The organism is Pseudomonas sp. (genome assembly GCF_051660785.1).
GTDB lineage: Bacteria > Pseudomonadota > Gammaproteobacteria > Pseudomonadales > Pseudomonadaceae > Aquipseudomonas.
Genome location: NZ_JBOFQE010000004.1, coordinates 1 through 21,890, shown reverse-complemented (window position 1 = coordinate 21,890; position 21,890 = coordinate 1). Strand labels below are relative to the sequence as shown.

The 21,890-nt window shown below is 59.5% G+C and carries 20 protein-coding genes; 9 read left to right on the top strand and 11 right to left on the bottom strand.

Annotated features, from left to right (window positions below; translation table 11 throughout):
* Window positions 1-98 precede the first annotated feature (98 nt).
* On the top strand, window positions 99-965 hold the full coding sequence (locus ACRC4F_RS01065; protein ID WP_438657703.1) for a LysR family transcriptional regulator: 867 nt from the start codon (window positions 99-101) through the stop codon (window positions 963-965).
* 181 nt (window positions 966-1,146) lie between these two features.
* Here the strand turns inward: ACRC4F_RS01065 and fabI are convergent, their stop codons facing one another.
* The 8 genes from fabI to gloB all read right to left on the bottom strand — a co-directional run bounded on the left by fabI (window position 1,147) and on the right by gloB (window position 11,992).
* Window positions 1,147-1,941, bottom strand: coding sequence for an enoyl-ACP reductase FabI (gene fabI, locus ACRC4F_RS01060; RefSeq protein WP_008152082.1), 795 nt, complete (start codon window positions 1,939-1,941; stop codon window positions 1,147-1,149).
* A 21-nt stretch (window positions 1,942-1,962) separates the two neighbouring features.
* Window positions 1,963-3,573: an ABC transporter ATP-binding protein gene (locus ACRC4F_RS01055; RefSeq protein ID WP_438657702.1), complete on the bottom strand. Its 1,611-nt coding sequence runs from the start codon at window positions 3,571-3,573 to the stop codon at window positions 1,963-1,965.
* A gap of 1 nt (window position 3,574) precedes the next feature.
* Window positions 3,575-4,594: an ABC transporter permease gene (locus ACRC4F_RS01050; protein WP_010459784.1), complete on the bottom strand. Its 1,020-nt coding sequence runs from the start codon at window positions 4,592-4,594 to the stop codon at window positions 3,575-3,577.
* A 1-nt stretch (window position 4,595) separates the two neighbouring features.
* A complete protein-coding gene (locus ACRC4F_RS01045) occupies window positions 4,596-5,669 on the bottom strand; it encodes a microcin C ABC transporter permease YejB (protein ID WP_438657701.1) in 1,074 nt (357 codons plus the stop codon).
* A gap of 4 nt (window positions 5,670-5,673) precedes the next feature.
* Window positions 5,674-7,515, bottom strand: a complete 1,842-nt coding sequence (locus ACRC4F_RS01040; RefSeq protein ID WP_438657700.1) for an extracellular solute-binding protein — start codon at window positions 7,513-7,515, stop codon at window positions 5,674-5,676.
* Window positions 7,512-9,344: an extracellular solute-binding protein gene (locus ACRC4F_RS01035; protein WP_438657699.1), complete on the bottom strand. Its 1,833-nt coding sequence runs from the start codon at window positions 9,342-9,344 to the stop codon at window positions 7,512-7,514. The genes ACRC4F_RS01040 and ACRC4F_RS01035 overlap by 4 nt, the downstream gene beginning before the upstream one ends.
* A 320-nt stretch (window positions 9,345-9,664) precedes the next feature.
* On the bottom strand, window positions 9,665-11,125 hold the full coding sequence (locus tag ACRC4F_RS01030) for a transglycosylase SLT domain-containing protein (protein WP_438657698.1): 1,461 nt from the start codon (window positions 11,123-11,125) through the stop codon (window positions 9,665-9,667).
* A gap of 99 nt (window positions 11,126-11,224) precedes the next feature.
* Window positions 11,225-11,992 carry a hydroxyacylglutathione hydrolase gene (gloB, locus tag ACRC4F_RS01025; RefSeq protein ID WP_438657697.1) on the bottom strand — a complete coding sequence of 256 codons (768 nt, stop codon included), beginning with the start codon at window positions 11,990-11,992 and terminating at the stop codon, window positions 11,225-11,227.
* 65 nt (window positions 11,993-12,057) lie between these two features.
* Between gloB and ACRC4F_RS01020 the strand changes: the two genes are divergently transcribed.
* Entirely contained in the window at window positions 12,058-12,816 is a 759-nt protein-coding gene (locus ACRC4F_RS01020) for a class I SAM-dependent methyltransferase (protein WP_438657696.1), read from the top strand.
* A gap of 91 nt (window positions 12,817-12,907) precedes the next feature.
* Entirely contained in the window at window positions 12,908-13,360 is a 453-nt protein-coding gene (gene rnhA, locus ACRC4F_RS01015) for a ribonuclease HI (protein WP_008028618.1), read from the top strand.
* 111 nt (window positions 13,361-13,471) lie between these two features.
* On the opposite strand, the gene ACRC4F_RS01010 is transcribed toward rnhA, so the two are convergent.
* Window positions 13,472-13,774, bottom strand: a complete 303-nt coding sequence (locus tag ACRC4F_RS01010; RefSeq protein WP_438657695.1) for a DUF2388 domain-containing protein — start codon at window positions 13,772-13,774, stop codon at window positions 13,472-13,474.
* 188 nt (window positions 13,775-13,962) lie between these two features.
* Here ACRC4F_RS01010 and dnaQ point away from each other — a divergent pair, with 188 nt between their 5' ends.
* From dnaQ to ACRC4F_RS00995, 3 genes are all read left to right on the top strand, one after another.
* Window positions 13,963-14,721: a DNA polymerase III subunit epsilon gene (gene dnaQ / locus ACRC4F_RS01005; RefSeq protein WP_403097283.1), complete on the top strand. Its 759-nt coding sequence runs from the start codon at window positions 13,963-13,965 to the stop codon at window positions 14,719-14,721.
* 302 nt (window positions 14,722-15,023) lie between these two features.
* Window positions 15,024-17,279, top strand: a complete 2,256-nt coding sequence (locus tag ACRC4F_RS01000) for an Orn/Lys/Arg decarboxylase N-terminal domain-containing protein (RefSeq protein WP_438657694.1) — start codon at window positions 15,024-15,026, stop codon at window positions 17,277-17,279.
* Window positions 17,280-17,293: 14 nt separating this feature from the next.
* The gene (locus ACRC4F_RS00995; RefSeq protein WP_438657693.1) at window positions 17,294-17,908 is read left to right on the top strand and encodes a GNAT family N-acetyltransferase; all 615 of its coding nucleotides are present in this window, start codon (window positions 17,294-17,296) and stop codon (window positions 17,906-17,908) included.
* Here ACRC4F_RS00995 and ACRC4F_RS00990 read toward each other — a convergent pair.
* Window positions 17,874-18,767: a LysR family transcriptional regulator gene (locus ACRC4F_RS00990; RefSeq protein WP_438657692.1), complete on the bottom strand. Its 894-nt coding sequence runs from the start codon at window positions 18,765-18,767 to the stop codon at window positions 17,874-17,876. The two genes, ACRC4F_RS00995 and ACRC4F_RS00990, sit on opposite strands and share 35 nt — an antisense overlap.
* Before the next feature lie 88 nt (window positions 18,768-18,855).
* Window positions 18,856-19,116, bottom strand: coding sequence for a hypothetical protein (locus ACRC4F_RS00985; RefSeq protein ID WP_438657691.1), 261 nt, complete (start codon window positions 19,114-19,116; stop codon window positions 18,856-18,858).
* Between the two features lie 173 nt (window positions 19,117-19,289).
* Here ACRC4F_RS00985 and ACRC4F_RS00980 point away from each other — a divergent pair, with 173 nt between their 5' ends.
* The 3 genes from ACRC4F_RS00980 (at window position 19,290) to ACRC4F_RS00970 (ending at window position 21,780) form a co-directional block, all read left to right on the top strand.
* The gene (locus tag ACRC4F_RS00980) at window positions 19,290-19,850 is read left to right on the top strand and encodes an NADPH-dependent FMN reductase (protein ID WP_438657690.1); all 561 of its coding nucleotides are present in this window, start codon (window positions 19,290-19,292) and stop codon (window positions 19,848-19,850) included.
* 267 nt (window positions 19,851-20,117) lie between these two features.
* Window positions 20,118-20,465 carry a metalloregulator ArsR/SmtB family transcription factor gene (locus ACRC4F_RS00975; RefSeq protein WP_438657689.1) on the top strand — a complete coding sequence of 116 codons (348 nt, stop codon included), beginning with the start codon at window positions 20,118-20,120 and terminating at the stop codon, window positions 20,463-20,465.
* A gap of 31 nt (window positions 20,466-20,496) precedes the next feature.
* On the top strand, window positions 20,497-21,780 hold the full coding sequence (locus ACRC4F_RS00970) for an arsenic transporter (protein WP_438657688.1): 1,284 nt from the start codon (window positions 20,497-20,499) through the stop codon (window positions 21,778-21,780).
* The last annotated feature ends 110 nt before the right edge of the window (window positions 21,781-21,890 follow it).

Below are 21,890 nucleotides of genomic sequence, written 5' to 3'. Positions count from 1 at the left end.
TTGTCAGGAGATGAGGCTGAGTTTAGCGCTATGCTTTTTGATTGAAAGACGATAGTTTTTGCGCTGAGCTCAAATTATTTAGATCAGTCGGGAACCCAATGTTGCGTGAACTGAAAACCTTCATCGCCGTCACGCGCTACGGCACGTTCGCAGCCGCCGGGATGCACATCGGCCTGACACAGTCGGCGGTCAGCGCGCAGATACGCAATCTGGAACAGGCACTGGGCATCCGCCTGTTCGATCGCACCGGACGTCAGGCGATCCTCAATGCTGCCGGACAACGGGCGTTGCCGATGGCGCGGGAGATCCTCGAGACGTTTAGCCGGATGGCCGTCAGCGATGATGTCAGCGAGTATCGCGGCGAACTGAAAATTGGCGCGGTAGCCACGGTTCAGACCGGCCTGTTGCCTCAGGCGTTGTTGCGGTTAAGGCAGCAGGCGCCGTTGCTGGAGCCAAAACTGGTGCCGGGTGTGTCGCTGAACCTGTTGAGCCAGGTCGATACCGGTGAGGTGGATCTGGCGATCCTGATCAAGCCTCCCTTCGAACTGCCCAAGGAACTGTCGGCGCAGGTTATCCGCCGCGAACCATTTGTGTTGATCGTGCCGATGGAGCATGAGGGCGATGACCCGTTGCAGATCCTCGCGAGCCATCCGCACGTGCGCTACGACCGCAACTCGTTCGGCGGACGCTTGGTGACGCGGTTTTTGCGCGAACAGCAGATTGATGTGCAAGTGGCACTGGAGCTGGATGAGCTGGAGGCCATCGTAAAGATGGTTGAATGCGGACTCGGCGTCTCACTGCTGCCCGAGGCCGGGTTATGGCTTGAACATGGGGCGAAGGTCAGGATCATCCCGTTGGGCGAATTGACGTTCTATCGGGAGATTGTGCTGTTGCAGCGCTACAGTCAGCGGGCACAGCCGATTCAGCAGCTGTTTGCCCGGTGCCTCACCCAAATCGAAAGCTAACCACAAACCCATGTGGGAGTGAGCCTGCTCGCGATAGCGGTGTATCAGTCGAGATCATTATTGAATGTGATTCCGCTATCGCGAGCAGGCTCGCTCCCACAGGGGATTTGCAGCAAGTCTGAAACTGCAGGCATAAAAAAACCCGCCAAAACTGGCGGGTTTTTTAGTGGCTAGCGAAAGATCACTCTTCCAGGCTACCCATCGCAGTGGTGTTGAAACCACCGTCTACATACATGATTTCGCCGCTGATGCCGGACGCCAGGTCCGAGCACAGGAAGGCGCCGGCGTTGCCGACTTCGTCGATGGTGACGTTGCGACGCAGCGGGGTTTGCGCTTCGTTGGCGGCCAGCATCTTGCGGAAGTTCTTGATACCCGAAGCAGCCAGAGTACGAATCGGGCCGGCCGACACGCAGTTGACGCGGGTGCCATCCGGGCCCAGGGAACCGGCCAGGTAACGCACGCCAGCTTCCAGCGAAGCCTTGGCCATGCCCATCACGTTGTAATTCGGCATGGTGCGCTCGGCGCCCAGGTACGACAGGGTCAGCAGGCTGCCGTTGCGGCCTTTCATCATTTCGCGGCCAGCCTTGGCCAGGGCCACGAAGCTGTAGGCGCTGATGTCGTGAGCAATGCGGAAACCTTCACGGGTGGTGGCTTCGGTGAAGTCGCCGTCCAGTTGGTCGCCCGGGGCGAAGCCTACGGAGTGCACGATGCAATCCAGGCCGTCCCACTTTTTGCCCAGCTCAACGAAGACCTTGGCGATTTCTTCATCGCTGGCCACGTCGCACGGGAAGCACAGGTCAGGGTTGGAACCCCAGCTCTGTGCGAACTCTTCGACACGACCCTTGAGTTTGTCGTTCTGATAAGTGAAGGCAAGCTCAGCGCCCTCGCGATGCATGGCGGCAGCAATGCCGGATGCGATGGACAGCTTGCTGGCGACACCGACGATCAGTACGCGCTTACCGGCGAGAAAACCCATGTGTTGCTCCTCTCTTTCAGGTTATTGCGCAGTGGCCGGTGCCAAAAAAGCGGCTTCCAGCAACTGCTGTGTATACGGATGTTGGGGGGCGGCAAAGATACTTTGCGCGTCTCCCTGTTCGACCACTTGGCCTTGCTTGACCACCATCAGCTGGTGGCTCAGCGCCTTGACGACAGCCAGGTCATGGCTGATAAACAGATACGTCAGGTTGTACTTGGTTTGCAGTGAACGCAAAAGCTCCACCACTTGGCGTTGCACGGTGCGGTCGAGGGCCGACGTCGGCTCGTCCAGCAAAATCAACGCCGGTTTTAGCACTAATGCCCGGGCAATGGCGATTCTCTGCCGCTGCCCACCGGAAAATTCGTGGGGGTAGCGGTTCCGGGTTTCCGGGTCCAGGCCTACCTCCTTCAATGCCGCAATAATCGCTTGTTCCTGTTCCGCCTCGGTGCCCATCTTGTGGATCCGCAGGCCTTCGCCGACGATCTGGCTCACGCACATCCGCGGGCTCAGGCTGCCGAACGGGTCCTGAAACACCACCTGCATCTCCCGACGCAGCGGTCGAACCTCGCCCTGCGTCAGGCAGTCTAGCTGCTTGCCTTCAAAACGGATGGCGCCTTTGCTACCGATCAGCCGCAAAATCGCCAGACCGAGCGTCGACTTGCCCGAACCGCTTTCTCCCACAATCCCCAGGGTCTGGCCCTGAGGCAGGCTGAAATTGATCCCGTCCACCGCTTTGATGTGGTCGACGGTCTTTTTCAGAAAGCCTTTCTTGATCGGGAACCAGACTTTCAGGTCCTCGACCTGCAGCAATGGCGGGCCAATCACGTTGGTCGCCGGCTTGCCGCTGGGCTCCGCTGCGAGCAGTTCTCGAGTGTACGGATGCTGCGGCGCGCGGAACAACTCTTCGCACGATGCCTGTTCGACGATGCAACCGCGCTGCATGACACATACGCGATGCGCAATTCTTCGCACAAGGTTCAAATCGTGACTGATCAGTAGCAATGCCATGCCCAGACGGGCCTGCAATTCCTTGAGCAATTCGAGGATTTTCAGCTGAACGGTCACGTCCAGCGCGGTGGTCGGTTCGTCGGCGATCAGCAGCTCCGGCTCGTTGGCCAGGGCCATGGCGATCATCACCCGCTGACGCTGGCCGCCGGACAATTCGTGGGGCAGGGCCTTGAGGCGCTTGTGCGGCTCCGGGATGCCGACCATTTCCAGCAGCTCCAGCGTGCGTTTGGTCGCGACTTTGCCGATCAGGCCTTTGTGAATGCCCAAGACCTCGTTGATCTGCTTCTCGATCGAGTGCAGCGGATTGAGCGAGGTCATCGGCTCCTGGAAAATCATCGCGATCCGGTTGCCGCGGATGTGGCGGATGGTTTTCTCTTTCAGGCTCAGCAGGTTTTGCCCGGAATACTCGATGGTCCCGGACGGATGCCGGGCGAGCGGGTAGGGCAGCAGGCGCAGGATCGAGTGCGCGGTCACCGATTTGCCGGAGCCGCTTTCGCCGACCAGGGCCAGGGTTTCGCCACGTTTGATGTCGAAGCTGACGCCTTCCACCACCCGCTGACAGTGATCGCCGACGACGAATTCGACGGCGAGGTCGCGCACTTCGATCAGATTGTCCTGATTCATTTCACTTCCTCGGGTCGAAGGCATCGCGAGCGGACTCGCCGATGAACACCAGCAAACTCAACATCAACGCCAAAACGGCAAATGCGCTCATACCGAGCCACGGTGCTTGCAGGTTGGATTTGCCCTGGGCCACCAGTTCACCCAATGACGGCGCGCCCGGCGGCAAACCGAAACCCAGGAAATCGAGGGCGGTCAGGGTGCCGATGGCGCCGGTCAGGATGAACGGCATGAAAGTCATGGTCGAAACCATGGCGTTGGGCAGGATGTGGCGGAACATGATCGCACCATTCTGCATCCCCAGCGCCCGGGCCGCGCGCACGTATTCAAGGTTGCGCCCGCGCAGGAACTCGGCGCGGACCACGTCCACCAGGCTCATCCACGAGAACAACAGCATGATCCCCAGCAGCCACCAGAAGTTAGGCTGCACGAAACTGGCGAGGATGATCAGTAAATACAGGACGGGCAGCCCGGACCAGATTTCCAGGAATCGCTGCCCGGCCAGATCCACCCAGCCGCCATAGAACCCCTGCAAGGCGCCGGCAATCACGCCGATGATCGAGCTGAGAATGGTCAGGGTCAGGGCAAACAGTACGGAAATCCGGAAGCCGTAAATCACCCGCGCCAACACATCGCGGCCCTGATCGTCGGTGCCTAAAAGATTGTCGGCTGACGGTGGCGCGGGCGCCGGGACTTTCAGGTCGTAATTGATGCTCTGGTAACTGTAGGGGATCGGCGCCCACAGCACCCAGGCGTCTTTGGCCTTGAGCAATTCGCGGATATACGGGCTCTTGTAGTTGGCCTCCAGCGGGAACTCGCCGCCGAACGCGGTTTCCGGGTAGCGCTTGAGCGCCGGGAAATACCAGCCATTGTCGTAATGCACCACCAGCGGTTTGTCGTTGGCAATCAGCTCGGCACCGAGGCTCAGGCCGAACAGCACCAGAAACAGCCACAGCGACCACCAGCCACGCTTGTTGGCCTTGAACAGTTCGAAACGTCGGCGATTGAGAGGGGACAGATTCATCTCAATGCTCCCGGCTTTCGAAGTCGATGCGCGGATCGACAAAGGTGTAGGTCAGGTCACCGATCAATTTCACCACCAGGCCGAGCAAGGTGAAGATAAACAGCGTGCCGAACACCACCGGGTAATCACGGTTGATCGCCGCTTCGAAACTCATCAAGCCGAGTCCGTCGAGCGAGAAAATCACTTCCACCAGCAGCGAGCCGGTGAAGAAAATCCCGATAAACGCCGACGGGAAGCCGGCGATCACCAACAGCATGGCATTGCGGAAAACGTGACCGTAAAGCACGCGGTGATTGGTCAGGCCTTTGGCCTTGGCGGTGACCACGTATTGTTTGTTGATTTCGTCGAGGAAGCTGTTTTTGGTCAGCAGGGTCATGGTCGCGAAGTTGCCGATCACCAGTGCTGTCACCGGCAATGCCAGGTGCCAGAAGTAATCGAGGATCTTGCCGCCCGTGCTCATTTCATCGAAGTTGTTCGACGTCAGTCCCCTGAGCGGAAACCAGTCCAGGTAGCTGCCGCCGGCAAACACCACGATCAGCAGGATGGCGAAGAGGAACGCCGGGATCGCGTAGCCGACGATGATCAACGAACTGGTCCAGACGTCGAAGTGGCTGCCGTGTCGCGTGGCCTTGGCGATTCCCAACGGGATCGACACCAGGTACATGATCAGCGTGCTCCACAGCCCGAGCGAGATCGATACCGGCATCTTTTCCTTGATCAGGTCGATGACCTTGGCGTCGCGAAAGAAGCTGTCGCCGAAGTCCAGCGTGGCGTAGTTCTTGATCATGATCCACAAGCGTTCCGGCGCCGATTTATCGAAGCCGTACATGTGCTCGATTTCCTTGACCAGCATCGGGTCCAGGCCTTGCGCGCCGCGGTAGGCGGAACCGGCCACCGAGACTTCGGCACCGCCGCCGGCAATGCGGCTGGTGGCGCCTTCGAAGCCTTCGAGCTTGGCGATCATCTGCTCCACCGGCCCACCGGGGGCGGCCTGGATAATCACGAAGTTGATCAGCAAAATGCCGAGCAGGGTCGGAATGATCAGCAACAGTCGCCGAAAAATATACACCAGCATCTGATTACTCCGTGCCCGCAGGGTCGGCTTGCAGTTGGGTTTCGACTTCTATCGCCGGTGTCGCGTCAGGCTTGACCCACCAGGTGTTCGTGCCGATGTCGTACTTGGGCGAGACTTTCGGGTGACCGATGTGGTTCCAGTAAGCTACGCGCCAGGTTTTGATGTGCCAGTTGGGGATCACGTAATAGCCCCATTGCAGCACGCGGTCCAGTGCCCGGGCGTGGGCGACCAGGCTTTTGCGCGAATCGGCATTGATCAGTTGCTCGACCAGTTGATCGACTACCGGATCCTTGAGGCCCATGGAGTTTCGGCTGCCGGGTTTGTCGGCGGCGGCGGACATCCAGAATTCGCGCTGTTCATTACCCGGCGAGTTGGACTGCGGAAAGCTGCCGACGATCATGTCGAAGTCCCGTGAGCGCACGCGGTTGATGTATTGCGAGACATCGACCCGACGGATCACCAGGTCAATGCCCAGGTCGCTGAGGTTGCGCTTGAACGGCAGCAGCACACGTTCGAATTCGGTCTGGGCGAGCAGGAACTCGATGGTCACCGGCTTGCCGTTGGCGTCGACCATCTTGTCGTCGACGATCCGCCAGCCAGCCTCCTGCAGCAGCTGGTAGGCCTTGCGCTGCTGGGTGCGGATCATGCCGCTGGCGTCGGTCATCGGGTTCTGGAACGCTTCGCTGAACACCTGCTCGGGGATCTTGCCGCGGAACGGGTCGAGGATCGTCAGTTGGTCCGCGTCGGGCAGGCCGGTCGCGGCCATTTCCGAGTTTTCGAAGAAACTGCGGGTGCGCACATAGGCGCCGTTGAACAGTTGCTTGTTGGTCCACTCGAAGTCCAGCAACAACGTGAACGCCTGGCGCACGCGCACGTCCTGGAACACCGGGCGGCGCAGGTTGAACACAAAGCCCTGCATGCCGGTCGGGTTGCCGTTGGGGATCTGTTCCTTGTTCAATCGGCCTTCGGTGACCGCCGGGATGTTGTAGGCGTTGGCCCAGTTCTTCGCACTCATTTCCAGCCAGAAATCGAACTGCCCGGCCTTGAGGGCTTCCAGCGCCACGGTGTTGTCGCGGTAGTAGTCGGTGGTCATCACGTCGAAGTTGTAGAAGCCACGGTTGGCCGGCAGGTCCTTGCCCCAGTAATCCTTGACCCGCTCATAGCGTATCGAGCGCCCGGCCTTCACTTCGGTGACCTTGTAGGGGCCGCTGCCCAACGGGATTTCAAGGTTGCCCTTGTTGAAATCGCGGTTCGTCCACCAGTGCTTCGGCAGCACCGGCAACTGGCCGAGGATCAGCGGCAGTTCGCGGTTGTTGCTGTGCTTGAACTTGAACAGCACGGTGAGCGGGTCTTCGGCGACCGCTTCCTCGACATCACTGTAGTAACCGCGATAGAGCGGGGCGCCGTCCTTGGTCAGCATCTGGAAGCTGAACACCACGTCCTCGGCGCGGATCTGGTGACCGTCGTGGAAGCGCGCTTCAGGACGCAGGTAAAAACGTACCCAACTGTTGTCCGGGGCTTTCTCGATCTTGCCGGCGACCAGCCCGTATTCGGTGAACGGTTCGTCCAGACCCTGTTTGGCCAGGGTGTCGTAGATCATGCCGATGTCGTCGGCCGGCACGCCTTTGCTGATGAACGGGTTGAGGCTGTCGAAGCCGCCGAACCCGGCCTGGCGAAAGATCCCGCCCTTGGGGGCGTCGGGGTTCACGTAGTCGAAATGTTTGAAATCGGCCGGGTATTTCGGCGGCTCGTTGTACAGGGTCACGGCATGTTGCGGGGCGGCGCAGGCCAGCCCGGCGAACAGCAGACCGCTGGCCTGCAACAGCAGGGCGCGTACGGGTTTCATCGATCTTTCTCCGAAGATTTCAGCCACCACGCGGAGAGGCCCAGGGTGTAGGGCGGCGTGGCGACAAAGGCGAACCGGTTGCGGTAGGCCAGGCGGTGATAATTGATATACCAGTTGGGAATGATGTAGTGCTGCCACAGCAAGACCCGGTCCAGGGCTTTGCCGGCGGCGACTTGTTCGTCGCGGGTCTGCGCGGCGAGTAATTGTTCGAGCAAGTGATCGACCACCGGGTTGGCGATGCCGGCGTAGTTTTTACTGCCCTTGACCCCGACCTGGCTGGAATGGAAATACTGCCATTGCTCCAGGCCCGGGCTGAGGGTCTGGTTGAGCGTCATCAGGATCATGTCGAAATCGAACTGATCCAGGCGTTGTTTGTACTGGGCGCGATCGACCGTGCGCAGCCGCGCGTCGACGCCAATGCTGGAGAGGTTCTCGACGTAAGGTTGAAGGATGCGTTCCAGGTTCGGGTTGACCAGCAGGATCTCCAGCTTGAGCGGTTGGCCTTTGGCGTTCTCGATCCGTTGCCCGTTGAGCTTCCACCCAGCCTCGGCGAGTAGCGCCAGAGCTTTTCGCATGGTTTCCCGGGGAATGCCGCGTCCATCGGTCTTCGGCAGGCTGAACGGCTCGGTGAGGAGTCTGGCGGGCAACTGCTCGCGGTACGGCTTGAGCATCAGCCATTCGTGACCGACCGGCAGGCCCGTCGCGGAAAACTCGCTGTTGGGGTAGTAGCTCATGGCGCGTTTGTAGGCGCCGCTGAACAGCGTGCGGTTGGTCCACTCGAAGTCGAACATCAGACCCAGCGCTTCACGGACTTTGGGCTCGGAGAAGGTCAGGCGCCGGCTGTTCATGAACAGGCCTTGGGTCTGGGTCGGAATCTGGTGCGGGATCTGCGCCTTGATCACGTCGCCGCGGCGCACGGCCGGGAAGTTGTAACCGTTGTCCCAGTTCTTCGCCTGGTGCTCGATGTAGATGTCGAATTCGCCGGCCTTGAACGCTTCGAAGGCCACATCACTGTCGCGGTAGAACTCGACTTCCATGCGGTCGACGTTGTATTTGCCGCGATTGACCGGCAGGTCTTTGCCCCAGTAATCCTTGACCCGTTCGAAAATGATCTGACGCCCTGGCGTTACCGACGTGATGCGATACGGCCCACTGCCCAGTGGCGGTTCGAAGGTGGTGGCCTTGAAGTCACGACCTTTCCAGTAATGCTGCGGCAATACCGGCAACTCGCCCAGGCGCAGGATTTGCAACGGATTGCCGGCGCGCTTGAAGACGAATCGAATGCGCTGCGGGTTGAGGATGTCGACCCGCAACACTTCCTGAAGGCTGGTGCGGTATTGCGGGTGACCTTCCTTGAGCAGCAAACGGTAGGAAAACGCCACGTCGTAGGCGGTGATGGGCGTGCCATCGTGGAACCGCGCCTCGGGTCGCAGGTTGAACACGACCCAGCTGCGGTCTTCGCTGTATTCCACCGACTGGGCGATCAGCCCATAACTGGAGGTCGGCTCATCGCCGGACGGCGCGTACTGGCCAGTGCCGACCATCAACGGTTCATTGAGCTCGTTGATGCCGTATTGCAGGAAATTGGGGGTGGAAACCGGGCTTGAACCCTTGAACGTGTAGGGATTGAGCGTATCGAAGGTGCCAAACGCCATCACCCGCAAGGTACCGCCCTTGGGCGCTTGCGGGTTGACCCAGTCGAAGTGGGTAAATCTGGCCGGGTACTTGAGCGTGCCGAATTGCGCATAACCGTGGCTTTCGCTGATCGTCGCGCTTGCGGGGGAGCTCAAGGCCAGGCTGATCAGGAAGAGGAGGAGGGGACGCTTCAAGTCAGAGATCCGATCCAGGCGGCTTGGGCTTAGTGGGCCGTACAGTAACAGCTTGTATCGACAGGAAAAAGACGGGGGGTTAATGCGTTGTTATTTACACATGCGGCCCCTGTAGCAGCTGGCGAACTGTGGCGAGGGGATTTATCCCCGTTCGGCTGCGCAGCAGTCGTAAACCCTATAAATGCGTAGTGCGAATGAAATGCTGAGGGCCGCTTCGCAGCCCAACGGGGATAAATCTCCTCGCCACACTTCGCCAGGTGCTACAGGGGCTTGAGCAAGACTTTGGGGCAAAAAAAACCCCTGAAGTCAGGGGCTCGTTTTTAGCGTGGCGAAGATACGGTCAACATCTGCCCAGGCTTCAGCGCCTGGCCAACGCGCGGGTTCCAGCGCTTGAGATGCTGCATCTCGACGTTGAAACGTTTGGCAACCATATACAGCGAATCGCCTTGCTGGACCTTGTATTGGGTCTGCGGCTTTTCCTTGGCGGCTTTGCTGTTGGTCTTGCTGTTCGCCGCCACGACGGTGTTGACGCGACCGCCGCTGCTGCTGCGCTTGTTGGTGTCTTGCATCACCAGCGTCTGGCCGACCTTTAAGTTCTTGCCGGTCATCTTGTTCCAGCGCTGCAGGTCCTTGACGTCGACCTTGTTGGCCTTGGCGATGGCGGCCAGGTTGTCGCCGCGTTTGACGCGGTAGGCACGTTTGAGGCTGGCGATTTCAGATTCATCAGCGCCTTCGAAAACCGGCTTCAGTGCTTTCTTGCTGATCAATTCCTCGGGACGCATGGTCGAGAGGCTGGCGGTCAGCAGTTGCGCCTTGGAGGTTGGCACCAGCAAATGCTGGGGGCCATCGATGGTGGTGCGCTGTTTGAAGGCCGGGTTGAGCTGGAACAACTCGTCTTCGTCGATGTTGGCCACCGCGGCAACCTTGGACAGGTCCATGCGCTGGTTGATTTCGACGACCTGGAAGTAGGGTTCGTTGGCGATAGGGTTGAGGTTCACGCCATACGCTTCGGGGGCCAGCACGACCTGGGACAAGGCCAGCAGTTTCGGCACGTACGCCTGGGTTTCGGCGGGCAGCGGCAAGTTCCAGTAATCGGTCGGCAGGCCGAGCTTTTCATTGCGTTCGATCGCGCGACTGACCGTACCTTCGCCAGCGTTGTAGGCCGCCAGGGCCAGCAACCAGTCACCGTTGAACATGTCGTGCAGGCGGGTCAGGTAATCCATGGCAGCGGTGGTCGAGGCGGTGATGTCGCGACGGCCATCATAAAAACGGGTCTGACGCAGATTGAAGTAACGGCCGGTAGAAGGAATGAACTGCCAAAGACCCACCGCGTCGGCCCGGGAATAGGCCATGGGGTTGTAGGCACTTTCAATCACTGGCAGCAGCGCCAGCTCCAGCGGCATGTTGCGTTCTTCAAGGCGTTCGACGATGTAGTGAATGTAGAGGCTGCCGCGTTCGCCGGCGTTTTCAAGAAAGGACGGGTTGCTGGCGAACCACAGGCGCTGTTGCTCGATGCGCGGGTTGACGCCCAGGTTGTCCTGCAGCTGGAAGCCCTGGCGCATGCGCTCCCAGACATCCTGTGGAATTTGCGGTGTGGGTTTTTCGGTGAGCCAGATTGGTTTCTGCTTGGCTCGCGCGGCAATATTCGGAACGTGTGTCGCTTCGGTTTGCGGCACATGGCTGGAACAGCCCGCCAGAGTGGCGGACACAGCCACCGCTATGGCTTGAGCCAGGCGGGTCAATGCGTCTGAATTGATGGCTTTTCGAATAGGTGACGACATTGGCTGGAAGTAAGTTCCGGGCAAAAATGTCGGGCGATTCTAGAAAGCGCACCCCTTGCGGTCAACCATTCAGAATTTTTGTACCAACGAGGTGGCTACTTAGAACTTATCTTTCCAAGCCCGAAGAGCAGCAAAGACCGCACTCGGAGCCCGGTTTTGGGTTCCCATCCGTTCGTCCACTTTTTCTTTAACGGATGTTTCTTCAACACGCAAAAACGGGTTGGTAAGCTTTTCAAGCGCCAAAGTAGAGGGCAGCGTCATGATTCCGGCTTCACGTTGCGCGGTGACTTTTTCCAGACGTACGGCCGTGTCATGATTGCCAGGTTCGACCGCTGCGGCAAACTTCAAATTACTCAGTGTGTATTCGTGGGTGCAGTAAACCAGCGTATCTTCCGGCAGACCAGCGAGGCGGCTCAGCGAGGTGTGCATTTGCTCCGGCGTGCCTTCGAACAAGCGCCCGCAACCGGCGGCAAAAAGAGTGTCGCCGCAGAACAGCAGGCCGTGATGGTAGTAGGCAATATGTCCCAGGGTGTGTCCGGGAACAGCGAAGACGTCGAAGTCCCAGCCCAGCACGCTGACACGGTCGTTATCCTTGAGCGCGACGTCCCGCGCCGGGATGGTTTCGCTGGCCGGGCCGTAGACTTTCGCGTCCGTCGCTTTTTTCAGCTGCTCGACGCCGCCGACATGATCATGATGGTGATGAGTGACCAGAATATCGCTCAACACCCAACCTGGATGCGCCGCCAGCCAGGCTTGCACGGGCGCGGCATCACCCGGATCGACCACGGCGCAGTGCTGGGTGCTGTGGTCTTGTAACAACCAGATGTAGTTGTCGGTGAAGGCGGGCAGGGCACTGATCTGTATCATCGTCGGATTCGCCAAGCGGAAAACAATGGCGCATCTTAGAACTTCCTGGCGCGTTGGAGAATGCAATGACCGATAAAGCGTTCGCTCAGGCCGATCCTGAGTGGCTGAATTTGATCAGCGCGGCCCGTGAATGGCTGTCCGGGCCCATCGGGCAATTTTTGCTGGACGAAGAGCGGCGCATGCTCGAAGACGAGCTGGGGCGCTTCTTCGGTGGCTACCTGGTGCATTACGGTCCGTCGGCCCAGACGCCGCCGTCTGCACCGCAAGTACAACGCAATGTGCGGCTCGGTGCGCCGTTGCCGGGTGTCGAGATCGTCTGCGAAGAGCAGGCCTGGCCGTTGAGCGAGCACGCCGCTGATGTGGTGGTGATGCAGCACGGTCTGGATTTCTGCCTGTCGCCCCACGGTTTGCTGCGTGAAGCGGCGAGCAGCGTGCGGCCCGGCGGGCACTTGCTGATCATCGGGATCAATCCCTGGAGCACTTGGGGCTTGCGTCACGTGTTCGCCCATGACGGCTTGCGCAAGGCGCGCTGTATCTCGCCGTCGCGGGTCGGCGACTGGCTGAATCTACTGGGCTTCGCGCTGGAGAAACGCCGCTTCGGGTGCTATCGTCCGCCGCTTGCGTCACCCGCCTGGCAGGCTCGTCTGGCCGGCTGGGAACGCAAGGCCGGTGACTGGCAATTGTCTGGCGGAGGCTTCTATTTGTTGGTGGCGCGCAAGATCGTCGTGGGCCTGCGCCCGGTGCGTCAGGAACGTCGCGAACCGATGGGCAAACTGATCCCGTTGCCAATGGCCAAGGTCAATCGTCGTAACATCGAACCGTAATACATTTTTTATTTCCCGGCCGGGTTCGCCCCGGCCTCGGGCATCGTCGGTCACTGATCGGCGAGCCACCGCATTTTCTGGATAGATTGGCATGAGCGATAGCGTAGAACTCTTCACTGACGGCGCCTGCAAAGGCAACCCTGGCCCAGGCGGCTGGGGCGCATTGCTGGTGTGCAAAGGCGTTGAAAAGGAACTGTGGGGCGGCGAAGCCAATACCACCAACAACCGCATGGAGCTGATGGGCGCGATCCGCGGCCTGGAAGAGCTCAAGCGCTCTTGCGACGTGTTGCTGGTGACCGACTCCCAGTACGTGATGAAAGGCATCAACGAGTGGATGGACAACTGGAAGAAGCGCGGCTGGAAAACGGCAGCGAAGGAACCGGTCAAAAACGCTGACTTGTGGAAATTGCTGGATGAGCAGGTCAACCGCCACAACGTCACCTGGAAATGGGTGCGCGGGCACATCGGCCACCACGGCAACGAACGGGCTGACCAACTGGCCAACCGTGGCGTGGATGAAGTGCGCGGGTACAAGCAGGCTTGATGATTCCACCGATCCCTGTGGGAGCGAGGCTTGCCCGCGAAGAAGGCGCCGCGGTGTAACTGAGAGGCCGCATTATCGTTCTTCGCGAGCAAGCTTCGCTCCTACGGGGCGTCACAGCATCAGGATGGCGGTGGCCAGTTGTTGATCCGAATACTCCTCGGCGACTGCTCCGCGAATCCGCAAAAACGCCGCCTCGATCCGCGCCCCGCGAATCGCCCCCTCGCTTGCCACAAACGCCGCCGCATCGTCCTTCGTCGCCAGCACAATCTTGTCGTCGCTGAATGAACCGCTCGTGCCCTTGGTCGAGCTCATGGTCAGACTCACCGTCACGTCCGTGCTGATCACGAAGCTTGTAGCCTGGGCTCCTGTTCCCAGCAGACAGGTACTCAATAATAGAATTCGTGCGATCTTCATGGCGGACTCAATCCCTTGGAAACGAGCCCGCAAGCTATCAATCCGTTCTGTTCCAGACTTTATGAACATTGCTAACGATTGTTAAAAACTGCATGAGCGGCAGTCACTTGGCTGTGCGCGCGCTGAATCCCGCGAGCGTGTTAACATCGCCGCTTTTGCACGATTGACCCGTTGAGAGCTGAGCACTGATGGCCACCAGATCCGTTGTACTCGATACCGAAACCACCGGCATGCCGGTGACCGACGGCCACCGGATTATCGAAATCGGTTGTGTCGAGTTGATCGGTCGGCGCCTGACGGGCCGGCATTTCCACGTTTACCTGCAACCGGATCGCGAGAGTGACGAAGGCGCTATCGGCGTCCACGGCATCACCAACGAATTCCTCGTGGGCAAACCGCGTTTCACTGAAGTGGCCGATGAATTTTTCGAGTTCATCAAGGGCGCGCAGCTGATCATCCATAACGCGGCGTTCGACGTTGGCTTTATCAACAACGAATTCGCCCTGATGGGCCAGCACGATCGTGCGGACATCACGCAACACTGCTCGATCCTCGACACCCTGATGATGGCCCGGGAACGTCACCCGGGGCAGCGCAACAGCCTCGACGCATTGTGCAAACGGTATGGCGTCGACAACTCTGGCCGTGAACTCCACGGCGCCTTGCTCGACTCCGAGATCCTCGCCGACGTTTACCTGACCATGACCGGTGGCCAGACCAGCCTGTCGCTGGCCGGTAACGCCTCGGACGGCAACGGTTCCGGTGAAGGTGCGGACAACTCGGCCACGGAGATCCGCCGCTTGCCGGCCGATCGTCAGCCGACTCGCATTATCCCCGCCAGCGAAGACGACCTGGCCCGGCACGTGGCGCGACTGGAAGCCATCGCCAAGTCCGCCGGCGCCCCGTCACTGTGGCAGCAACTGGCCGAGGCCAAGGCGCAGGCTTGACCTGTCAGATGTTGGTACGGTGAGAGCTTTTGTGGCGAGGGAGCTTGCTCCCGTTGGGCTGCGAAGCGGCCCCCAGCATTCCTTCAGATGCACAGAGTTCGCAGGATTGGCGGCTGCTTCGCAACCGAGCGGGAGCAAGCTCCCTCGCCACAGATCATTACCGACAGCATCAAGATTGATGGCCACATGATGGTGCACTCATTGACCCGCTTCGGGGCATCGACGCTCGCCACATGCGCTTGAACCCTCTACCCTGAGGTTATTGGCAGGCCTCGGTCTGCAGCCTCAGGACACTGAGCCTCATGTATAAAGATTTGAAATTTCCGGTCCTTATTGTCCACCGCGACATCAAGGCCGACACCGTCGCCGGTGACCGCGTGCGTGGTATCGCCCGGGAGCTCGAGCAGGAAGGCTTCAGCATCGTTTCGGCGGTGGATTACACCGAGGGGCGGCTCGTCGCTTCGACCCATCACGGCCTCTCCTGCATGTTGATTGCCGCAGAAGACGCCAGCGCTGATTCTCATTTGTTACACAATATGGCTGAGCTGATCGGCCTCGCGCGGGTGCGTGCGCCGGACTTGCCGATCTTCGCGCTGGGCGAACAGGTCACGCTGGAAAACGCCCCGGCCGATGCCATGGCCGAGCTCAATCAGCTGCGCGGCATTCTCTATCTGTTCGAAGACACCGTGCCGTTCCTGGCCCGGCAAGTGGCCCGGGCAGCCCGCAAATACCTTGATGGGTTGCTCCCACCCTTTTTCAAGGCGCTGGTGCAGCACACGGCTGATTCCAATTATTCCTGGCACACTCCCGGTCATGGCGGCGGAGTGGCGTACCACAAAAGCCCGGTCGGGCAGGCGTTTCATCAGTTTTTCGGGGAAAATACGCTGCGTTCGGACCTGTCGGTATCGGTGCCGGAACTGGGCTCCCTGCTCGATCACACAGGCCCTCTTGCTGAAGCGGAAGCCAGGGCTGCGCGCAATTTCGGCGCCGATCACACGTTCTTCGTGATCAATGGCACCTCGACCGCCAACAAAATCGTCTGGCATTCGATGGTCGCTCGCGACGACCTGGTGCTGGTGGATCGCAACTGCCACAAGTCGGTGCTGCACTCGATCATCATGACCGGCGCAATTCCGCTGTACCTGTGCCCGGAGCGCAATGAGCTGGGGATCATCGGCCCGATTCCGCTGAGCGAATTCAGCCGCGAATCGATCAAGACGAAAATCGACGCCAGCCCGCTGACCCGTGGCCGTGAGCCCAAGGTCAAGTTGGCGGTGGTGACCAATTCCACCTACGACGGTCTGTGCTACAACGCCGAGCTGATCAAGCAGCAATTGGGCAACAGTGTCGAGGTGCTGCATTTCGACGAGGCCTGGTACGCCTATGCAGCGTTCCACGAGTTTTTCGCCGGCCGCTACGGCATGGGCACCTCCCGTGGCGAGGACAGCCCGCTGGTGTTCACCACGCATTCCACGCACAAACTGTTGGCCGCGTTCAGCCAGGCCTCAATGATTCATGTCCAGGATGGCGGCGCGCGGCAACTGGACCGCGACCGCTTCAATGAAGCGTTCATGATGCACATATCGACGTCGCCGCAGTACAGCATCATCGCGTCGCTGGACGTTGCATCGGCAATGATGGAAGGCCCGGCGGGGCGTTCGCTGTTGCAGGAGATGTTCGACGAGGCCCTGAGCTTTCGCCGGGCACTGGCCAATCTGCGTCAGCACATCGCTGCGGATGACTGGTGGTTTTCCATCTGGCAGCCGCCTTCCGTGGAAGGCATCGAGCGTGTGGTTACCGAAGACTGGCTGCTGCAACCCGACGCCGACTGGCACGGTTTTGGCGGCGTGACCGACGATTACGTGTTGCTCGATCCGATCAAGGTCACCCTGGTCATGCCCGGCCTGACCGCGGGTGGTGCACTGAGCGAGCGCGGGATTCCGGCGGCAGTGGTCAGCAAGTTTCTGTGGGAGCGAGGCTTGGTGGTCGAGAAGACCGGCCTGTATTCATTCCTGGTGCTGTTCTCGATGGGCATTACCAAGGGTAAATGGAGCACGCTGTTGACCGAGCTGCTGGAGTTCAAGCGCAGTTACGACGCCAACGTCAGTCTGGCAACGTGCCTGCCGTGCGTGGCGCAACAGAATGTGGCGCGTTATCAGGGCATGGGTTTGCGCGATTTGTGCGATCAACTGCACGCCTGTTATCGCAGTAATGCCACGGCCAAACACCTCAAGCGCATGTATACCGTGCTGCCGGAAATCGCCATGAAGCCGGCTGACGCCTATGATCAATTGGTGCGTGGTGAAGTGGAGGCGGTGTCGATCGATGCCCTGGACGGGCGAATTGCAGCGGTGATGCTCGTGCCGTATCCGCCGGGCATCCCGTTGATCATGCCCGGTGAGCGGTTTACCGAGTCGACCCGGTCGATCATTGATTACCTGTCGTTCGCTCGCACGTTCGACAGTAGCTTCCCCGGGTTTGTCGTAGATGTGCATGGACTGCAACACGAAGACGAGGGCAATGGACGGCACTACACCGTTGATTGCATCAAGGAATGAGGACCTTCCCGAGTATGCAACCGATCATGAATCCCAAATACCCAGGCCTCTCGGTGCGTGTCGCCGATGAGGGTTTCGCGCCCTATATCTGGGGCAGCGATTTCAGTTTTGAAGTCGCGGCCTATGGCGCAGCGCAAGTCGGCAAACCGGTGGAGCAGTGGCCGGTAACGCCGATCACCCCTTATCGAAAGTGCTACGGCATTGATCCCGAGGAATTCAGCAGCTTCCGCGAGGCCGCCGACAGTGCGATTTTCATGGCCTACCTCGATGACGCGCCTGTCGGCCATCTGGTAGTGAGCACCAATTGGAACGGCTTTGCCCATATCGACGAGTTGGCCGTGCATGCACCGGCGCGCCGGCATGGGGTGGCCAAGGCGTTGCTGGACGTGGCGCAGTTCTGGAGTCGCAAGAAGAAGCTGCCGGGCATCATGCTAGAAACCCAGAACAACAATCTGGGGGCCTGTCGACTGTATGAGCGCTGCGGTTTCGTGATTGGCGGGATCGATCATCTGCGTTATCGCGGTATCGACCCGAACACGGCTGAAGTGGCGCTGTTCTGGTATCGCTTGTTCGATAATCCGCTGGAAAACCCGCTCAGCTCGACAACATCGCCGCGGCTTGTTCCGTGATGATCTCCAGCAACACCTGAACGGCCGGCATTGGCTCGCCGTTCTTCAGGGTCAGGGCGTACATGCTGATCGGCACCGCAGGCGCCAAGGGGCAGGCATCCAGGCCACTGGATTTGGCACCGAGGGCGGTGAACGGGTCGACGATCGCCAGGCCTTCACCGGCCTCGACCATGCTGCGCATCATCTGATGCGTCTGCACCCGGGTCTGGATGACCGGGGCAGGGCGCAAGGCATGCAGCTTGTTTTCGAGCGCCGGACTCAACGGGTCATGACCTTCCAGGCCGACCATCGACTGTCCGGCCAGATCCTGCAACGAAATGTATTTCTGTTTGGGCTGTAGCCAGCCATGGGGCGCCAATAGCTGAAGTTTGCCTTGGGCGATCACCTGGCAATGAATGTCGGCGTGGTCGGGATCATGCAGGCTCAGCCCCAGATCGCTTTCACGCAGCAGCAGGCTTCTGACGATCTCGCGGGTGGGTTGGCTCAGCAGAGTGCAGGGCGCATCAGGAAGGCGTCGGCGCAGTGCGGCGATGCTGTGGGGCAATAATTGTTGAGCCAGCGGCGGGGTGCAGATGATGCGCAGCGGGTGCGCCTGATATTGCTTGAGGCTGCTGGCCAGACGCTGGACTGGCTCAAGTGCATCGTAGACGTGGGCGATTTCGACCTGCAGCTCCCGCGCCTCACGTGTTGCCTGCAGACGTCCACGCACGCTGGAAAACAGCATGAATCCCAACTGATCCTCGGCGTCGCGCAAAATGCCTTCGACTTCGGCCACCGGCAACTGCAGCCATTCGGCGGCGGTGCCCAGGTGACCGGTCTGCAAGAGCGCGTGGATCACTTCGATATGACGTAGACGCATGCGTGAAGTCCATGTTCAGCAGGTGAGGGAGTCAGTGACTGAATCCTAACTCAAGTGCGCGCATATGACTTCTGCTCATAACGCAGGGTTATGAAGCGGTAGTGATTTCCGGCCGGCTGCCGACGTAGGTGTCGGGTTCGCGCACGATGGTGATGTTCGATTGCACCAGCAGAAACTGGTTGTCGTCGAGCTTGTTGACGCGATCGCCAATGGCCAGTTTGTAGGTGGTCACAGGCACCGAGCCAGTGAGGCCGTCAGGCGAGGGGGTGGATTCCTGGAACTCATGCACGGAATAAACGCGGCCTTCCGCGTCTCTTGCATGGAACTGACCGACGAGTACTGCTGCCATCTGCTTAGAACCTCTGGAGATAAATCACTCAATTTGCGGTTCTGTAGACCGTGGTTAAGCGAAGTAAGTTTTCCTACAGGAAAAAAATAGTCAGGGGCGTGAATTCATCAGCCCACTGGGTGATTCGTCATCTATAACTACAAGTCTTTCCATCGAACAGTCGAGAATCTTCCATGAGCAACGTCTACACGATCGCCGTACTGGTCGGCAGCTTGAGAAAGGAATCGATCAACCGCAAGGTTGCGCTGGCCCTGGCCGACCTGGCGCCTGCCAATCTCAAGCTCACTATCGTCGAAATCGGCGATCTGCCGCTCTACAACGAAGATATCGATGGAGCTTCACCGCCGGCAGCCTACAGCACTTTCCGGCAACAAGTGAGTTCATCCGACGCAGTGCTGTTCGTCACCCCAGAATACAACCGCTCGGTGCCGGCGCCCCTGAAGAATGCAATCGATGTGGGATCGCGTCCGTATGGCAAAAGCGCCTGGAGTGGCAAGCCCGGGGCGGTGATCAGCGTTTCGCCGGGCGCTGTCGGCGGATTTGGGGCCAACCATCACTTGCGCCAGTCCATGGTGTTTCTGGACGTGCCGTGCATGCAACAACCGGAAGCTTATCTGAACAATGCCGGCTCGGCGTTCGATGAGGCGGGCAAATTGTCTGAATCAGTGAGGCCGTTTTTGCAGAAATTTATCGATGCTTATGGCAAGTGGGTCGAACAGCACAAAAAAGAGTGACCGGAAATCTCTGTAGCAGCTGCCCTGTGGCGAGGGGATTTATCCCCGTTCGGCTGCGCAGCAGTCGTGAAATCAAGCGACGCGGTGCATCAGACAGACCGTGCGTTCAGGATTTACGACTGCTGCGCAGCCGAACGGGGATAAATCCCCTCGCCACAGCGCGCTGCTCGGCAGCTGCTACATAATCCGCGCATCTCAGTCTTTGCTTTACTGAATATTCGAAATTCCATATATTCACGCCTCGTTTGTCCAGAGGCGTGTCCCGTCATGTCCAGCTCCCGCAGTCCTGTCGATATTTTCAAGGCCCTGGCCGATGACACGCGCAGTCGCATCGCACTGCTGATCGCCCGTGAAGGCGAGTTGTGCGTGTGTGAATTGACGGCCGGGCTGGACCTCAGCCAGCCAAAGATCTCTCGTCATCTGGCGCAGTTGCGCAGCAATGGCCTGCTGGCGGATCGTCGTCAGGGGCAGTGGGTTTTTTATCGCCTGCACCCGCAATTGTCGCCGTGGGTCATCACGCTGTTGCAAGGCGCATTGGCTGATCACGCTGAATGGCTGGCCGCTGATGTCGACCGTTTGCAGTCAATGGCTGACCGCCCGGTTCGCTGCTGCTAATTCCCGATTTTTCTTTTTAAGGCTGCTCCGCATGCTCATCGCGTCGCTGATTTTTCTGCTGACCATCACCTTGGTGATCTGGCAACCCAAAGGCCTGGGTGTGGGCTGGAGTGCGGTATTCGGCGCAGTGCTGGCGCTGATTTTCGGGGTCGTGCATCTGGGTGACATCCCGATCGTGTGGCAGATCATCTGGAACGCCACCGGCACCTTCGTGGCGCTAATCATCATCAGCCTGCTGCTGGACGAGGCGGGGTTCTTTGCCTGGGCAGCGTTGCACGTCGCCCGTTGGGGGCGAGGCAGCGGGCGCAAACTCTTCGCTTATATGGTGCTGCTCGGGGCGCTGGTGTCGGCGTTGTTCGCCAATGACGGTGCGGCGCTGATTCTGACGCCCATCGTGATTTCCATGCTGCTGGCGTTGCGCTTTTCCCCGGCGGCGACCCTGGCGTTTGTGATGGGTGCCGGGTTCATCGCCGACACCGCGAGCCTGCCGCTGGTGGTGTCGAACCTGGTGAACATCGTTTCGGCGGACTTCTTCAATATCACCTTCAACCGCTATGCAGCGATCATGATTCCGGTCAACGTCGTCAGTGTCGCCGCCACGCTGGCGATGCTGATGTGGTTTTTCCGTCGCGACATTCCCAAGGATTACGACCCCGAACAACTGGAACATCCGTCGACCGCGATCCACGACAAGGCGACGTTTTATGCCGGTTGGGCGGTACTGGTGATTCTTCTGCTCGGCTGCTTTGCCCTTGAACCGCTGGGTATTCCGATCAGCGCCATTTCCGCCGTGTGCGCGGCGTTGCTGCTGGCCATCGCCGCCCGTGGACACAAGATTTCCACGCGCAAGGTGATGAAAGAAGCGCCGTGGCAGATCGTGATTTTCTCGTTGGGCATGTACCTGGTGGTGTATGGCCTGCGCAACGCCGGACTCACCGGGTATCTGGCGGGATGGCTGGACGCGTTCGCGAACTACGGCGTTTGGGGCGCGGCCATGGGCACGGGCGTGCTGACGGCGCTGTTGTCGTCGATGATGAATAACTTGCCGACGGTATTGATTGGTCTGCTCTCGATCGATGCAAGCCAGGCCACGGGCGTGGTGAAGGAGGCGATGATTTATGCCAACGTCATTGGCAGCGATCTGGGGCCGAAGATTACCCCGATTGGTAGCCTGGCGACGTTGCTGTGGTTGCATGTACTGCAGCGCAAGAATATTCAGATTGGCTGGGGGTATTACTTCAAGGTCGGGATTGTGTTGACGGTGCCGGTGTTGTTGGTGACGTTGGCGGCGCTGGCGTTGCGGTTATCCATTTAGGCCGAGGTGGCCCCATCGCGGGCAAGTCGAATCGTCGCACCGCCGCTCCCACAGGTTTTGTGCCGTTCTCCCATTTTGCATTCGACATAAACCCTGTGGGAGCGGCGGTG

Coding starts and splice junctions, on each gene's coding strand:
- ACRC4F_RS01065 (WP_438657703.1), top strand. CDS start 99: ATGTTGCGTGAACTGAAAACCTTCATCGCCGTCACGCGCTACGGCACG.
- fabI (WP_008152082.1), bottom strand. CDS start 1,941: ATGGGTTTTCTCGCCGGTAAGCGCGTACTGATCGTCGGTGTCGCCAGC.
- ACRC4F_RS01055 (WP_438657702.1), bottom strand. CDS start 3,573: ATGAATCAGGACAATCTGATCGAAGTGCGCGACCTCGCCGTCGAATTC.
- ACRC4F_RS01050 (WP_010459784.1), bottom strand. CDS start 4,594: ATGAATCTGTCCCCTCTCAATCGCCGACGTTTCGAACTGTTCAAGGCC.
- ACRC4F_RS01045 (WP_438657701.1), bottom strand. CDS start 5,669: ATGCTGGTGTATATTTTTCGGCGACTGTTGCTGATCATTCCGACCCTG.
- ACRC4F_RS01040 (WP_438657700.1), bottom strand. CDS start 7,515: ATGAAACCCGTACGCGCCCTGCTGTTGCAGGCCAGCGGTCTGCTGTTC.
- ACRC4F_RS01030 (WP_438657698.1), bottom strand. CDS start 11,125: ATGTCGTCACCTATTCGAAAAGCCATCAATTCAGACGCATTGACCCGC.
- gloB (WP_438657697.1), bottom strand. CDS start 11,992: ATGATACAGATCAGTGCCCTGCCCGCCTTCACCGACAACTACATCTGG.
- ACRC4F_RS01020 (WP_438657696.1), top strand. CDS start 12,058: ATGACCGATAAAGCGTTCGCTCAGGCCGATCCTGAGTGGCTGAATTTG.
- rnhA (WP_008028618.1), top strand. CDS start 12,908: ATGAGCGATAGCGTAGAACTCTTCACTGACGGCGCCTGCAAAGGCAAC.
- ACRC4F_RS01010 (WP_438657695.1), bottom strand. CDS start 13,774: ATGAAGATCGCACGAATTCTATTATTGAGTACCTGTCTGCTGGGAACA.
- dnaQ (WP_403097283.1), top strand. CDS start 13,963: ATGGCCACCAGATCCGTTGTACTCGATACCGAAACCACCGGCATGCCG.
- ACRC4F_RS01000 (WP_438657694.1), top strand. CDS start 15,024: ATGTATAAAGATTTGAAATTTCCGGTCCTTATTGTCCACCGCGACATC.
- ACRC4F_RS00995 (WP_438657693.1), top strand. CDS start 17,294: ATGCAACCGATCATGAATCCCAAATACCCAGGCCTCTCGGTGCGTGTC.
- ACRC4F_RS00990 (WP_438657692.1), bottom strand. CDS start 18,767: ATGCGTCTACGTCATATCGAAGTGATCCACGCGCTCTTGCAGACCGGT.
- ACRC4F_RS00985 (WP_438657691.1), bottom strand. CDS start 19,116: ATGGCAGCAGTACTCGTCGGTCAGTTCCATGCAAGAGACGCGGAAGGC.
- ACRC4F_RS00980 (WP_438657690.1), top strand. CDS start 19,290: ATGAGCAACGTCTACACGATCGCCGTACTGGTCGGCAGCTTGAGAAAG.
- ACRC4F_RS00975 (WP_438657689.1), top strand. CDS start 20,118: ATGTCCAGCTCCCGCAGTCCTGTCGATATTTTCAAGGCCCTGGCCGAT.
- ACRC4F_RS00970 (WP_438657688.1), top strand. CDS start 20,497: ATGCTCATCGCGTCGCTGATTTTTCTGCTGACCATCACCTTGGTGATC.